The organism is Saccharobesus litoralis, assembly GCF_003063625.1.
Lineage (GTDB): Bacteria > Pseudomonadota > Gammaproteobacteria > Enterobacterales > Alteromonadaceae > Saccharobesus > Saccharobesus litoralis.
In genome coordinates, this window is record NZ_CP026604.1 from 2,165,060 (window position 1) to 2,180,806 (window position 15,747).

Sequence of the window (15,747 nt, forward strand, 5' to 3'; positions counted from 1 at the left end):
ATAATTATTAAAAAGCGTTTTTAATCCAGTTGATATTTTGCGGGCTTCCGTCAAAGGCAATGATATCAAAGCGAAAAAATGTATGTTGGCTATTTAAGCCTTGGGCCTGCATATAATGCTGTGCCGTTTTGCGCAGCGTTTTTTGTTTGGTTTTCGTTACGCTAGCGGCTGCACTACCAAATTGGTCTGATTGTCGATAGCGTACTTCAATAAATACTAATTTACCCTTGTCGTTGGCGATTAAATCTAACTCGCCACCCTTTATTTGGTAATTTTCTGCCAGTACCTTAAGGCCCTGTTGGCTAATAAAGCGCTTGGCTTCTTGCTCAAATGAGGCGCCACGTAATCGAGACGACACTTTTGTAACAACATTAGTGAACAGGTTTAAATTCGACGACTTGCTCATTTTTATACTGCGCCCATGCGAGTTGACGGCTAACCATGCCATTGGGTTCAACTAATAATTTGCCACTTAAACCGATATGATGAAAGCCTGAAAACGCGCGCATTTGCGCTAGGTGCGGTATAATACGAAAGCTGTCGTAACCAAATGCAAATAAGCGCGCGGCTTTATCATCGTTACCATTCCACAGTTGTTGCATTTCACTGGCTAGGGTAACTTCTTGTTTACGGGTTGGCAGTACCCAAGGCATTTCACTGAAACTAATACCATTTAAATCTTTTAAATCGGCAATGGTTAAATCGGAACTAAAGCCATTAGACGTAGTATAAATGGGCGAAGGTTTAGCAAAAGGAGCCGTGTTAATATCGACATAAGGCTTTAATAACTTTATTTGCGCCGTATTGCCATATACATAAATTAAATCGACATCTTGGCGGTTACGCGCGTCAGACTCAAAATTGCTTGGGTTGCCAAGTAACGCTTTAATGGTTTTTATTCGCTGTTTACTCGCGTCTGTTTCCATTAAATATTCAACTGAGGCTTTTATTTCTTGGCTGTTTTTAAAATAGGCGACTTCAGGCTCTATGTTAGTCAGTTCAGTAAATTCGCTGATAAAGGTTTCAGCAACTCGTTTGCCATAACTGTTATTTGCTGCAATCACGATAGGGTGCTGATAACCAATTTCTGCTAGCTTTTGCGCGGCTTGGCGAGCTTCACTTTCCGGCGATAGGCTAAATGCGTAATGCATTTTGTCAAGCGCGAGTTCGTCTAATTGGTTTAGTAGTAAAATCGGGATTTGGGTAAATTTTTGTTGAACTGCTTCTATATTCGATTTGAGTAAAGGGCCAATAATAAAGTCAGTTTCCAATTCCAGTGTGGCAATATCTGTGTTGTTGGTATCAACAAAAGTTAGTGTATCTAAACTTAATAGATTTTGCTGACTATAATAGCCAGCCATAATCCCTTGCTGGACCACTTGCCCTTGGCGAGCGAATTTACCTGATAAAGGTAAAAATACCGTAACGTTTTTCGGGCGATAAGGTTCAGTTTCAAGCGCGGCTAATAAGCTGTCAGGTAATTGGCTTGCAGCGGGATGCCCTTGATATTGTGCTTGCCAATGGCGAATATTAACCAACATTTGTTTGGGGGTGTCAGCGTAGGTTCGGGTTATATTCAGTAGATTTAACCAGCCGGAAAGTTGTTTTTCTTGCTCATTGTCAAAGGCTCGTAAACCTTCGGTGCCTAGTTGTGTTATCTGCGCCCACGTATCATCACTATTTTGGGTTAAACCGGTTTGATCGTCTGTCGCAATATATTGCCGAGCGCCAATTAACGCCTTGGCTGCTGCTAAATGATGCTGTGTATGGCTAGCTGAGGTCACTTTTACTTGCCATACACGTTGTTCAAACCCTTGAATAATAGGTAAGTCTTTAGCCAAATTAAAACTTAACTGATATTGCTTTAAGCCAGTTAAAGCTTCGGCCTTAAATAATGTGAATTGATTTTGCATAAACGGACTGAGCAATTCGCTATTGAGCTGCTCAAGTAATGCGTGTGCTTTAGCGTATTCACCTTGCTTTAACCAAGCGTCGGCTGCACGTGTATACCAAATAGTGGATTGCGACGGGTTACTTGCTTCATTGGCTCGTTGTAAGTAATCGGCAACGGTTAGTTCCGGTTTTTTTTCAACGACAGGTGTTTCTAATTGTGGCTTAGGTTGATTTACCTGAGCGGGTTTTTCAGGAGTACTACCGCAAGCAACGAGTAATGCAATACTTGAAATTAAACTGAAGGCACGTGATACACGCTTCATTCCATTTCTATCCTTAAGGCCTTAGATATTAGCAATAGTTTACTATAGCCAGTTATATGGCTCCACAGTCAGTAATTACAAGCACCTGCTTATTTTGGAATGGCTTATATTTAAAACTGAGTATACAGTCGTAAATTAGCGATATTAACGTATAATCGCCGACCAGATTGAATACTCAGCAGGTTTAAAACCGAAAATGGCAGACATTGGCACCTTATACGTAGTTGCAACCCCAATAGGTAATCTTGGCGATATTACCGCAAGGGCAATTCAAACTTTATCTGATGTGGATTACGTGGCCGCAGAAGACACACGTGTCGCAAAAAAGCTGTTTAGTCAGTTTGAAATTAAAACGCCGTTAATTGCCTATCATGATCACAACGAAACTGAGCAGAGTGATAAACTCATTTATCGTTTAAAACAAGGTGAAAACTTAGCATTAATCTCGGATGCAGGCACGCCGCTGATTAATGATCCTGGTTACGTTATAGTTAAAGCCTGTCGTGAACATAATATTAAAGTGGTGCCTATTCCAGGAGCCAGTGCAGTTGTTACAGCACTATGTGCAGCCGGCGTTGCCACTGACCAGTTTTATTACGGTGGCTTTTTACCGGCCAAAAGTAAAGCGCGCTGCGATGTGTTAGCAACATTAGTTGAACGCGATTATTGTTCTGTATATTACGAATCAACTCACCGTATTTTAGCTAGCTTAGACGATATGCAAAAAGTATTGGGCGATGAACGTCATATTGTCATTGCCCGCGAGTTAACTAAAACCTTTGAAACAATAAAAGCCGGTGCAGTTAGTGACGTGATTGCATGGATCAAGGCCGACCATAATCAACAAAAAGGCGAGTTTGTAGTGATTGTTGAGGGGGTAAAACAAGCGGCTCAAATGGATGACAAAGCTAAAAATCTACTTAAAACGCTGCAACAGCATTTACCACCTAAAACCGCTGCCGGTATCGTTGCCGACACATTCGGCTTAAAGAAAAAAGATGTTTATCAATATGGCTTAGGGCTCGAGTAGAAAATATATTGGCGTATGGCTGGACTCATAGTCAAAGCGATCAGGTTTTAGGGGCAGGTTTCTAGTTCCAGACGAAACCTAATTACCTACATCCATGTAGGCAAAGCCGTCAAAGCTACCGCATCCTTGCTCTCGCTCCTTACCTACATCCATGTAGGCAAGCTTCGAGGCCCCATGAGCATATGCTCTACTATGTGATTGGGGTTGCCTAAAGGGATTTAGGTATTAGGACGACGCAGGAGCCACAGGTTTCCTGTTCCCGACGAAACCTAAGTACTTACATCCATGTAAGCAAAGTCGAGAGTAAGCGCTGACAATGAACCATAAGACCTGAGCGAGAAGACTATATTCCTGCTAAAGCCGAGCTTTCAACTTATATAAAGGCTTGCTAATCGCCTTGTCGTTTCAAAATGGATAAATTTATTTTAAATATTGACCTCATTTAAAATTCTGTGTTTGTTCATCTTATGCCTAACAAAAGTGTTACTTATTATATTTGCGACGTATTTACTCAAAGTCAGTTTGGTGGGAACCAACTAGCGGTTATTCCGGATGCAGCGGGCTTGAGTGATGTTCAAATGCAAAAAATAGCGGCTGAGTTTAATTTTCCTGAAACCACCTTTGTTTTACCTGTATCAGAAAAAGCAAAACAAGCGGGATGTGACTTTCAAGTACGTATATTTACACCCACACAAGAGTTACCGTTTGCAGGACACCCCAATTTAGGTACAGCTTTTGTTTTACACCAAGCTGGATTGTTAGCAGGTGAACGCCAACAAGTCATTTTTGATGAGTTAGCAGGTAAGGTCGCGATAGAATTTATAGGTGATGGCAAGGAGGCGTTGCGTTATCAACTAACGAGCCCAGAGTCGTTTAGCCGAAAAGAAACTGTTGACGTTGAACTTGTGGCTGGTGCTATCGGTTTATCAGCCAATGATATTACGCTAGAGAACCATCAACCTGTAGTTGCCTCAGTTGGCTTGCCTTTTATATTTGTTGAGTTAAATAACTTACAGGCTTTGGCGGCTGTTACGTTAAATCTTAGTGTTTTTCAGCAATTGGCTCACCCCGTTCATGTATATGCAAAACAAGCCAATCAGCGTATACAAGCTCGTATGTTTGCCCCTATGTTAGGCGTTAACGAAGATCCAGCAACGGGCAGTGCTAATTGTGCTTTAGCAGCATTGCTAGCCGAGTTAGATAATAGTGAAAGCGGTCAATTTAATTGGCAAGTTACTCAAGGTGTTGAAATGGGCAGGGAGAGCGAGCTATTCATCAGCGCACATAAAAACAATGGGCTAGTGACCTCTGCAAAAGTCGCGGGGCACTGTGTTTTAGTCAGTAAGGGAGAGTTCTTTTTATCAACCTAGAATCTTGTATCTTTGCAATTTAATTTTGATTAGTTGAAACAAGGCTGGCTATTCAGGCACCTACTCTTGGTGCCCGCAGGATAGCAGGTACTACAAAGGCAATAGATACCTGATTTCTCAGGTATAACGGTAATTTTTTATACCTTTGGTAGAAAATACCCCTCTATTTACAAACACGCTGCATAGTTACATACAGATTAAATAAATAACGTCAGACTGGTTGACGTCTTTTTAGTTTCTGATTTTCTGACACGGCGACAGTCTTACCAATTTACCTTGAGACTAACGCCTAATTGGCGAACGCCATCACTTGGGTTACACATGAGAATGCCAGATAAGTCAGAGCGAGAGGCTTGAGTTGGATCATCTAGGGCATCAATTTGTAAGCAAGTTTTTTCTCGGGTGATGTTTTGGGCCCATAACGACACTATAGTTTGCGAATTTAGGTTCAAATTGAACCGTGCATTAGCATAAAACTGGCTATTTTTGGTGGAGAATGGATCATCAGCGTAATTGAGCGAATCGACTTGCTTAGCAATATATTGCCCTTCGATTAAGGCACTCGCGGCCCCTAAACGAGTTGAGAATTGTTGTTCCAATCTAACCGTGGCGCTGTATTTGGGAATATTTTGTAAACCATGGCCTTGCTCAACGTTTGTTAGCAATCCTGCGTCAGTAATTTCACTAGTTAAATAACCTAAATTGGTTGATAGTAGGGTTTGTTCCAGTAGTTGCCAGTCAATTTCTAACTCAGCTCCCGCAAGTTTGGTTTCAGGAATATTGACAAAGCCCGGGATACCGTCGACTACATCAAAGGTTTGTAAGTCTTGCCAATTATAGTGAAATATCGCGCTATTGACGCGCAATTGTCGGTTGTTCCACCACGATTTAAACCCTATTTCATAGGCTTGAATTTCTTCAGGGCCAACGGGGCGTTCAACATCACCAAAAAAAGCGGCTAAGGCACGTGAATCAAAGCCACCAGATTTAAAGCCTGTGGAATGACTGACATAGCCATAAACTAAATCGTCAAATTGGTGACGAAAACGAATGTCGTAAACCAGTTTGTCTGTTTCTAAATTAAGATTTGGAAAATCTAAAACACAGGGTACGCCGTTGCTAGGTGGGCATTGAGTCTGGGTATCGCCTGTTTCATTGAGTACGATATGTCGGTCAATAAACTGTTGTGCGGGAAATTTGTCTAGCGGAGTACGGATAACACCAAAATGAGAGTTAGCCGACTTTTTATTGGATATTTGCCGAAGACCAATCGAAACAGATTGTTTTGCGGTTAACTCATAATCGAAAATACCATATAAGGACAGATCGTTGTCCTGTTGGTCTAAAATATTATGTGGTGTGATCTGGGCGCCATTAGCAATGACTTGGCGTCTGACGTTAGTGGTTTGTAGCATGTCTTCAGTGAAATAATATAGCCCTACAACCCAATCAAAGCGGTTATCGTCTAACGAAGTTAAGCGTAACTCGTGGCTACTTTGCTCAAATTGCGAGTCTTGATAGGCAATAAAGCGCAAAGTCACTTCGCCACTAAAATCTTCAGAAAACTGAACTTGGGTATTATCCCATGCTGAAATTAAGTCTAGTTTAAACGTTGTAAACTCATGACTTAAACTGAGTTGCAGACCATCATGTTCAACCTGCTGTTTAACAGGAGAAACATCATATAACGTATGCCAGTCATCAGAAGATGGGTTAAATCCAGAAGGGGTAACACAGTTAACCTTTTGATTAAATTGACTACCTTTTAGTATTTCTTGGGTTGAACAAGCTTGGCTAGGATCATTGGGATCGCGCAAGCCAACCGCTTTGTGGCCTAAGCCTTTTCCTTGATTACGGGCACCATGCCATTTAATGAGTAGCTCTGTATCTTGGCTTAAATCGAATGCCAATTGCGCGCGCCATGCAGTTTTGTCAATTTCTCCGAGTTTTTCGCCTTCTCGCTCTGGTGCCATGTTGGTAAACAACCCATCGCGAGCTTGAGTATTAATCGCGAGTCGAGCTGCACTGTATTCGCTAATGTCAAAGCCGACAGCCGCTTGTAAATTATGTGCGTTGTATTGGGCCAAACTCGCATTGATACTTGCATCCAAACCACCGCCTATTTGCGGCTTTTTTGAAATGTAATGAATCGCGCCGCCCATGCTATTGCGACCAAATAAGGTATTTTGAGGGCCTCGTAAAATTTCTATCCGCTCAATGTCAAATACGTTAGCCACGCCCGTATAAGGGTTACTTAACGACACATCGTCGCTATAAATACCTACTGCTCTGCTGACATTGCCATGAAAATTATTGGTTCCTACGCCACGAATAGAAAAACCAGCGTTTACATTATTCGTCGCATTACGGCTTAAATTGGCCATATGGTCTAATACTTGATCGGCTGAGCCTATATTTAGATTTTCAATCTGTTTTTCACCTAGGGCTTGCATGGAGGCAGCGACAGCATGTTGCTCTTCTAAGCGTTTGGTTGCTGTGACTTTAATCACTTCTATTTCAGCAAGACAAATGTTGGGCAAAAAGAAGGCGGAAACAAAGATGCTACTTGTTAGATAGTTAAAATTGACTCGAAAAAAGGTTTTTTTCATGGTGTTTTTCTTAACAATGACATAGCAATATATAGTCTTCTCGCTCAGGTCTTATGGTTCATTGTCAGCGCTTACTCGCCCCAATCACATAATAAAGCATATGCTCATGGGGACTCGAAGCTTGACGGCTTCCCCTAAAACCTGATCACTTTGACTATAGTTCTGGTGAGTTGCTTTAATCTTAGTGGATGATTGTGACAATAGGCAAACTGAGCGTTAATCTTAAAGCGCTATCGTGTTTACTCTTTTTTTATAATACAATTGAGACAGTCCTTCTCCTTCGTATTCTTTTTATGGATCTCATCGATACACTTGGTTTTGTTGCCGCAATTTGTACAACTATTTCATTTATCCCTCAAGCGATAAAAGTGTTAAAAACAGGCGAAACTAAAGCTTTGTCTGTCACCATGTATAGCTTGTTTACTTTTGGTGTTGCGCTGTGGTTGGCTTATGGCTGGATTAAAAATGATGCAGCGATGATTTTTGCTAATACCATCACTCTTGTATTGGCGATCGCTATTTTGTACCAAATTGTGCGAAATTTACGCTCTGATAAATCAGAGCGCTAAATAACAGCCTATAAGCGCGTTAAATATGTCGGGGGTAGATTAGTACCAATGTCATTAAGTTAACGGCATTGGATTTTAATCTTCTTCCACTCGGCATCTAATTACTCTGTATTTGCAGGAGTAAATCCTGCCCTCATTAAAAACCTACATAGTGCACCTACAGGGTTACAGAAAATCACACTTGGTACAATTAATCCGTCACCATTTTTGATTTCTTTAATTTATTGTATTTAGGATCGCCACCATAAATCTTAGCCGCGTCTTGCCATTGGCGATTCAAGCTTGGGATCATGGCTTTTAGCTCAACTTGCTTGGCTTTATATTTATCGCTTCCGGCTTTGTTATACCACTCGTATGGATCATTGCTGTGGTCGTAAAATTCTTCACCACCTTGGCGATAACTAATATAGCGATAGTGCTGGTAGCGGATCGCGTGATTATTAAAGCCTTGAGTCGTAATTGCAGGTTGTGTCCAACTGGCGTTTGGCTGGCTTAATAGTTTAACTAGACTGTCGCCTTCAACAAAATCCGGTGCTTTAGTATGAGTTAACTCGGCAAGCGTCGGCCACAAACTTTGTAAATCAACTGGGGTGTCGGTTTTACTATTCGGTTTTGTTACCCCTGGTGCATACCAAACATACGGGGTGCGAGTGGCTTCTTCCCATAAAGCAAATTTACGCCAGCGATGCTTTTCACCTAAGTGCCAACCGTGATCGCCCCATAATACCACTATGGTATTGTCAGCATTTGGTCCTTGCTCTAAAGCATCTAAAATACGACCCACTTGCACATCGGCATAAGTCACAGAGGCGAGATAGCCTTGAATAGCGCTTTTCCAGCTACCTTCTTCTAATATCATATCGTGTTCGGATTTATTAGAAGGCTCGTAAGGTAAATCATCTAAATCATTTTTGATATGAGGTGGGATCTTAATGTTATCCAGCGGATACATATCAAAATATTTCTTTGGTACATGCCAAGGTAGGTGAGGGCGAAATATACCGGCGGCGATAAAGAAAGGCTTATCGTGTTGTTTGCTCACTTCATCTGCGGCCCAACGCGCGACATGGTAATCCCAAATGGCATCATCACCGGTTGCCATTTGGACAATGGAAAGCTTACCGTTCTTGTATTTTTTACTTGGCCCATCTGCTTTTGCTAACTCGGCATCAATTTTATCTTGGCCTTCTAGTTGGTACTTTTGTTTTAAAGTTTTAGCTAATAAATAAAAGTCCCATTCTTCGTCACGGATCACCCTATCGTTATGGAAAATTTTGCCACCACCCAATACTGAATAGCCATTTTGTTTGTAAAAGGCTGGCAAGCTCTGGCCTGAACCAACGACCGATCGCCAATCTCGGCCATTTTCATAAATTCCACTGGTTGATGGACGTAAACCCGTCATCATCGCCGCACGTGTAGCGTTGCATATGGCTGAGGGTGAATAGGCGCGATGAAAGCTCATGCCTTTGGCTGCTAACCGATCAATATTGGGTGTGATGGCTTGTTTATTGCGCCCTAAATGGCCGACCCAGTGATTGAGATCATCAACAGATATCATTAATACATTGGGGCGCTCTGGTGTCTTGGCCGCTGCTATGGATTGAAAGCTAGCGAGAGTCACTATTAATCCCAAAGTTATGTAAATATGGTTTTTTATTGATTGTTTTATGTGCATGCTTGTCGACTTAATATTGTTAAAGCAAAGTTAAATTCGTAGCAAAGAATAAAGATAATTTATTTGTAATACAATATTAGATTTGGTTAAGATAAGAAAAGATCAACATCATCGTAACGCCCTAAACGGAACTAAAAATGCAAAAACAATTACAACTATGGCGATTATTTAGCTTACTGCTAATCAGCTTTTTTTGCGCTAACGTATATGCAGCTTTGCCTACCTATCAGGTGATTGCTGGCGACTTGATGGTACAGGGTACCGGTTATCACTATCTGAGCGATGGCAGAATTGGTATTAGCCCAAAGCAAGGTCAAACTGTCGCTAAAATTAGTTCTACCGTACCTATGGGCAACGGTCGTTTTGATATTCGCTTATACACCTTAGGTGATAAACAAGGCCAATCTCGCTACCAAGTTAAAATTGGCAACAACGAGTTACCTGAGTTTGTGCAGCCTAAAACAAATAAAGAGCAAGACAGTTCGAAAAAATTTGTTAAGACCTGGCACAGTGTTGAAATCAATGAAGGTGAAGTTTTCAGCGTAACGGCTTTTAACGCTAGTCATGATAATAAGTCGTTTAGTCGCGCAGCGTGGCATAAAATTGAATTTATCGCACTTGATGGTGATCCAGGTAAAGCCAAATCGAATATTAGCCAAATTCGCAGCCAACAACAGATTGAATCAGGACCAGCGTTGCTGCAACCAAGAAAAGCTGATGGCAAAGGGCAGGTGCAAATTTTTGGTGAATTAAAACAGTGGCATGCGGTGGGTATTGCGTTAGATGGCCCATTTGCTTATGAGCAAGATTTAAATCCTAATCCGTTTGTTGATTACCGTATGCAAGTAACGTTTAGCCATGAGTCAGGTGTGCCAACCTTTAATGTCCCCGGCTATTTTGCGGCTGATGGCAATGCGGCAGAAAGCTCGGCTGATTCAGGTAATAAATGGCACGCCATGTTATCACCGGATAAAGCGGGAAAATGGTTTTATCAAATTAGCTTTGTTAAAGGTGAAGATGCTGCAATTAACCCGCAAAGTGGCACGGCTTTAACTCCTTATCATGGTCAGTCTGGTTATTTTCATGTTCACCCGTCTGATAAAACAGGTCGGGATTTTCGTAGTAAAGGTCGGTTGCAATACATAGGTGGTCACTACTTACGTTTTGCAGGTAGCGGTGAATATTTTATTAAAGCAGGTCCCGATGCACCTGAAACATTTCTCGCTTATACCGATTTTGACAATACTTTAGGTATGAAACCCAATTTGCCTTTAAAAACCTGGCAACCTCACGCGCAGGATGCTAAGCCAACTGATCCCACTTGGCAAAAGGGTAAAGGTAAAAACATTCTTGGCGCGATCAATTATTTAGCTGATGTTGGCGCTAATGCCTTCTCATTTTTAACTTACAATGCTGCGGGTGACGGCGACAATGTTTGGCCTTATGTAGAGCGTAACGGCAAGTTACACTTTGATGTGTCTAAATTAGCACAATGGGATCGCGTATTTAGTCATGCGCAAAACCAAGGCATATTCTTACATTTTAAATTGCAAGAAAACGAAAGTGATGACAATCGCCGTGGCGCTGCTAAAAAGCCTGCTAATATCCCAGAGTCACTAGACGGTGGCCTTTTAGGTACAGAGCGCAAGTTGTATTTACGTGAAATAATTGCCCGCTATAGCCATCACTTAGCCTTGAACTGGAACCTAGGTGAAGAGAATACACAAAGCTATAGTGAACAGCGTGATATGGCGGCGTATATTGCCAATTTAGATCCTTACAATCATTTACGTGTGATCCATTCTTTCCCTTCTCAACAAAAAGCTGTGTATTTAAATTTATTGGGTAGCCAGTCAGATGTCATGGGGGCGTCTTTGCAAAATCATTGGAATAGTGCCCACGAGAAAACCTTATTTTGGTTAGAACAATCTCGTGCCGCCGGTAAAGCTTGGGTTGTAGCGAATGATGAGCAAAACCCTGCAGGTTTGGGGGTGCCACCAGACCCCGGTTATAAAGGCTTTGACGGTTGGGCTATACATAATAAAAATCGTTACAACCTGCACGATATACGTAAACGTACCCTATGGGGCAATATTATGGCTGGTGGTGCAGGCGTTGAATATTATTTTGGCTATCGCTTAGCGGAAAACGATTTAAAAGCGCAAGACTTGCGCAGTCGACATCTATCTTGGCGTTATGCGGCACATGCTGTCGATTTTTTCCAACAGCATAAAATACCAGTACAGCGTATGCGCAACCAAAACCATTTATTGGTTAAAGGGCAAAGCAAGCCTTACGTATTGGCGGCCGACAATGAAGTTTACTTGGTTTATTTGCCTGTCGGCGGTAATAGCCAACTCGATTTAAGTCAGGCAAACGGTAACTTTTCATTGTCTTGGTACAACCCAAGAACAGGCGGTAAGCTTATACAAACTAGCCTTAAGCGCTTAAAAGCTGGAACGGTAGTCGATTTAGGCAATCCACCTAAAGATGATAAAGAAGACTGGTTAGCCGTTATTCGTAAATGATAGTAAGTAATGTTCAACCTTCTATTTGCGGGGGTGAACCTTTGCTAGCTTTGTATACTAATAATCGCTATGCTTAGTAACAAATAATTAACAATAGCACACAACACCAATTGACAAATTGTAAATGCATTTAACCAATATATACCCAAGCCTAAAAGACAAGGTGGTTTTAATTACAGGTGGAGCATCAGGGATTGGCGCCAATTTAGTTGAAGCCTTTTGCGCACAGCACGCTAAAGTTGCTTTTATCGATGTGATGGATGTGCCAGCGCAAAAGCTCACCGACTATATAGAGCGTAAAGAAGATTCTAGTATTCCCAATTATTATCGCTGCGATTTAATGGATATTGCTAGCTTGCAAGCGACTATTGCCCAAATCGCCGAGGATTTAGGGCCAGTTCATGTTCTTATCAATAATGCAGCCAATGATGATAGGCATGATTTTAAAGAGGTCACTGTAGAGTATTGGGACGAGCGCATTGCGGTTAACTTACGCCATTACTTTTTTGCTGCCCAAGCGGTTTATCCGCAAATGAAAGAGCTAGGTGGTGGTTCAATTATCAACTTTGGTTCTATGAGTTGGTATGCTACCCATGGTGGTATGCCAGGCTACACCAGCTCTAAAGCGGCAATTGAAGGAATGACGCGTGGTTTAGCAAGGGATATGGGGGCTGATAGAATTCGGGTTAATACCTTAGTGCCCGGTTGGGTAATGACTCCACGCCAGCTACAAAATTCACTGGCTGATGAATCCGCTCGAGAGAAAGTCAGAGATTCACAATGTTTAAATGAATTTGTTATTCCAGAGAATATCTCAGCCATGGCGCTGTTCTTGGCATCAGACGATAGCCGCATGTGCACCTCGCAGCATTTTATTGTTGATGGTGGGATTATTTAGGTATTTTAGAATATTCAACTAGCTGAGAGAGGGCAGCGTATCTCGGCTATGATATTTAACGCTCCTTTGTAGGGTAGAATTTATTCTACCAACGCATTATTAATCGCTAAGACCAAGTTGTCACCGCCAAATTAGTTAGCGGACAATTCTTTAAATACCGCCCTAGGGTATATTTTCCGAGCTTCGCAAGCATAAATGCTCGCCACAGGTATTCAACCAATTTCTCTATACATTTTTCCATATTTGTAACTTGACTGTTAAATTTTTAATTGTATTATAATAGTAAGTAAGCGGTATCGAATTAGCACGTCATTACAGTGGTGGTTTAACGAATCATACCGTCGTTTGATCCGGTGAATTTAAATAAAGTCGTTAAATAAAAACGGTCGATAGGGTTCACTTTTTTATTAATGTTAATGTATTATAAAAGTATAGTAATCTGTTTTAGAGGATTAGAGTATGGTTTCATATGCACTTGGCCTGGACTTTGGCTCAGATTCAGTAAGAGCCTTGTTAGTGGATACCCAATCGGGTCAAGAGGTCGCGACTCATGTTGTTTATTACCCGCGTTGGGCTAAAGGTTTGTATTGTGAACCTGCTCGTGACCAATTTCGTCAACACCCTCTTGATTACATTGAATCAACAGAACAAGTGTTAGCTGCACTTTGGCAAAAAGCACCAGCGGGCGCTGGTCAGCAAGTGATTGGTTTAAGCTTTGATACCACAGGTTCAACGCCAGTCGCTGTCGATAAAGACGGTGTTGCGTTGGCGCTTAAACCTGAATTTGCTGAAAACCCCAATGCTATGTTCGTGTTGTGGAAAGACCACACCGCGGTTAAAGAAGCAGCGGAATTTACAGATGCAGCAAACAAGGCTCAAGAAAACTATTTGAAGTTTGAAGGTGGAATTTATTCTTCAGAATGGTATTGGTCAAAAGCGTTACACGTAATGCGCAGCGATGCCTCAGTAGCTGAAGAAGTATATATGTGGGTTGAACATTGTGATTGGTTACCTGCGTTATTAACGGGTAAAAGTCATCCAGAACAACTGCCGATGGGGCGTTGTGCAGCAGGCCACAAGATGATGTGGCATGAAAGCTGGGGCGGTTTCCCACCTAACGAATTCTTCAAAGCAGTTGATCCTATTTTAGATGGATTAGTTGAGCGTTTACCTAAAGATACCTATGCATCAGATAATGCAGTAGGCGAGTTAACCCCAGATTGGGCGGACAAACTGGGTTTACCTGTCGGCATTCCAGTGGGCTTTGGTGCTTTTGATTGTCATATGGGTGCCGTAGCGGCCAATGTTAAGCCAGGTGTATTAACCAAGATTATGGGTACGTCAACCTGTGATATCACAGTAGGTACTTATCAAGACGTTGGTGACAACTGTATACCGGGTATTTGTGGCCAAGTTGATGGTTCAGTGGTACCAGGCATGATTGGCCTTGAAGCCGGTCAGTCAGCATTTGGTGATTTATACGCTTGGTTCCGTAAATTAGTAAATGGCCCTGCTAAACAACTTATCGCACAAGCGCCTTATATTGACGAGGCAACGAAGCAAAAGCTGGCTGAAGATATTGATGAGCAAACCCTAATTGTATTAAGCGAAGAAGCAATTAAATTTGCGCCGGGTCAGGTCGGTATTACCGCAGTTGACTGGGTAAATGGTCGCCGTACTCCAGATGCTGACCAAACGGTAGCTGGCGCCATTACGGGCTTAAAAATGGGCTCGGGTGCAGCAGAAACTTTCCGTGGTTTAGTTGAAGCGACTGCATTTGGCGCTCGTGCCATTATCGAACGCTTCCGTGAGCACAACATTGCTGTTGATTCTGTTGTGGCAATTGGTGGTATTTCAAAAAAATCTGACTTAGTTATGCAGATTTGTGCCGATGTTTGGAAATGTCCAATCGACGTTTTAGAAAGTGACCAAAGCTGCGCACTCGGTGCTGCAATTTTTGCCGCTAAAATCGGTGGTGCTTACCCAGACGTTGCCAGTGCGCAAGAAGTCATGGCGTCTAAGGTTTGCAAAACCTACCAACCAAATTCTGAAAATTCAGCGATTTACGACCAACTTTATCAAGATTATCTGGCACTGGGTGCCTTCGTTAATGGGAGCAAATAATGAGCTATTTAGAGCTTAAGCGTCAGGCTTTTGAAGCCAATATGGAATTGAACGCGCGTGGTTTAGTTATTTACACCTGGGGCAATGTATCACAGCTAGATCGCGATGCTGGCGTGATGGCAATTAAACCAAGTGGTGTGCCTTACGAAGAGCTAAAGCCAGAGCATATGGTAATCGTTGATATGGACAACAAGATTGTTGAAGGTTCTATGCGTCCGTCATCAGACACTAAGACTCACACACACTTATATCGTCACTTCGATGACATTGGTGGCGTGACGCATACTCATTCTACTTATGCTACGGCATGGGCTCAGGCGCAAACGCCGATCCCTTGTTATGGCACTACTCATGCAGATTTTGTCTACGGCGAAGTACCTTGCACTGCGGCAATGACAGATGCACAAGTAGAGCGAGATTATGAAGAAGAAACTGGTGTGCAAATAACTGACCGCTTCGCCAACTTAAAACCATTGGAAGTGCCAATGGTGATAGTTGCTGGACATGCTCCTTTTACTTGGGGTGTAAACGCAGAAAAGGCCGTTTATCACGCAGTGGTTTTAGAGGAATTAGCCAAGATGGCGTCGTTAACCCTAGAAGTTAATCAACGCGCGCCATTACTTAGCCAAGCGGTTTTAAATAAGCATTACAACCGCAAACACGGCAAAAACGCTTATTACGGCCAGAAGTAATTAGTTGAATAAGCGCAAGCAAACAGATTTGTA

General features: G+C 42.1%; 11 protein-coding genes. 7 read left to right on the forward strand and 4 right to left on the reverse strand.

Going from position 1 to position 15,747, the window contains the following annotated elements; genetic code table 11:
• Nucleotides 1–7 precede the first annotated feature (7 nt).
• Nucleotides 8–406 (reverse strand): YraN family protein, encoded by a 399-nt coding sequence (locus tag C2869_RS07480; RefSeq protein ID WP_108602352.1) that lies wholly within the window; start codon nt 404–406, stop codon nt 8–10.
• A complete protein-coding gene (locus tag C2869_RS07485) occupies nt 372–2,216 on the reverse strand; it encodes a penicillin-binding protein activator (RefSeq protein WP_108602353.1) in 1,845 nt (614 codons plus the stop codon). The genes C2869_RS07480 and C2869_RS07485 overlap by 35 nt, the downstream gene beginning before the upstream one ends.
• A gap of 196 nt (nt 2,217–2,412) precedes the next feature.
• Between C2869_RS07485 and rsmI the strand changes: the two genes are divergently transcribed.
• Both rsmI and C2869_RS07495 read left to right on the forward strand, forming a co-directional pair.
• On the forward strand, nt 2,413–3,246 hold the full coding sequence (rsmI, locus tag C2869_RS07490) for a 16S rRNA (cytidine(1402)-2'-O)-methyltransferase (RefSeq protein ID WP_108602354.1): 834 nt from the start codon (nt 2,413–2,415) through the stop codon (nt 3,244–3,246).
• Nucleotides 3,247–3,713: 467 nt separating this feature from the next.
• Nucleotides 3,714–4,616 carry a PhzF family phenazine biosynthesis protein gene (locus C2869_RS07495; RefSeq protein ID WP_108602355.1) on the forward strand — a complete coding sequence of 301 codons (903 nt, stop codon included), beginning with the start codon at nt 3,714–3,716 and terminating at the stop codon, nt 4,614–4,616.
• A gap of 263 nt (nt 4,617–4,879) precedes the next feature.
• Here C2869_RS07495 and C2869_RS07500 read toward each other — a convergent pair whose 3' ends face one another.
• Entirely contained in the window at nt 4,880–7,225 is a 2,346-nt protein-coding gene (locus tag C2869_RS07500) for a TonB-dependent receptor (RefSeq protein WP_108602356.1), read from the reverse strand.
• A 194-nt stretch (nt 7,226–7,419) separates the two neighbouring features.
• Between C2869_RS07500 and C2869_RS07505 the strand changes: the two genes are divergently transcribed.
• Nucleotides 7,420–7,794 (forward strand): SemiSWEET family sugar transporter, encoded by a 375-nt coding sequence (locus tag C2869_RS07505; protein WP_228710798.1) that lies wholly within the window; start codon nt 7,420–7,422, stop codon nt 7,792–7,794.
• 190 nt (nt 7,795–7,984) lie between these two features.
• Here C2869_RS07505 and C2869_RS07510 read toward each other — a convergent pair whose 3' ends face one another.
• Nucleotides 7,985–9,418: a sulfatase gene (locus C2869_RS07510; RefSeq protein WP_159084087.1), complete on the reverse strand. Its 1,434-nt coding sequence runs from the start codon at nt 9,416–9,418 to the stop codon at nt 7,985–7,987.
• Between the two features lie 191 nt (nt 9,419–9,609).
• Here C2869_RS07510 and C2869_RS07515 point away from each other — a divergent pair, with 191 nt between their 5' ends.
• From C2869_RS07515 to C2869_RS07530, 4 genes are all read left to right on the forward strand, one after another.
• Nucleotides 9,610–12,000: a DUF5060 domain-containing protein gene (locus C2869_RS07515; RefSeq protein ID WP_108602359.1), complete on the forward strand. Its 2,391-nt coding sequence runs from the start codon at nt 9,610–9,612 to the stop codon at nt 11,998–12,000.
• A 124-nt stretch (nt 12,001–12,124) separates the two neighbouring features.
• Nucleotides 12,125–12,898, forward strand: coding sequence for an SDR family NAD(P)-dependent oxidoreductase (locus C2869_RS07520; RefSeq protein WP_108602360.1), 774 nt, complete (start codon nt 12,125–12,127; stop codon nt 12,896–12,898).
• Between the two features lie 459 nt (nt 12,899–13,357).
• The gene (locus C2869_RS07525; RefSeq protein ID WP_108602361.1) at nt 13,358–15,022 is read left to right on the forward strand and encodes a ribulokinase; all 1,665 of its coding nucleotides are present in this window, start codon (nt 13,358–13,360) and stop codon (nt 15,020–15,022) included.
• Nucleotides 15,022–15,714, forward strand: a complete 693-nt coding sequence (locus C2869_RS07530) for an L-ribulose-5-phosphate 4-epimerase (protein ID WP_108602362.1) — start codon at nt 15,022–15,024, stop codon at nt 15,712–15,714. The genes C2869_RS07525 and C2869_RS07530 overlap by 1 nt, the downstream gene beginning before the upstream one ends.
• The last annotated feature ends 33 nt before the right edge of the window (nt 15,715–15,747 follow it).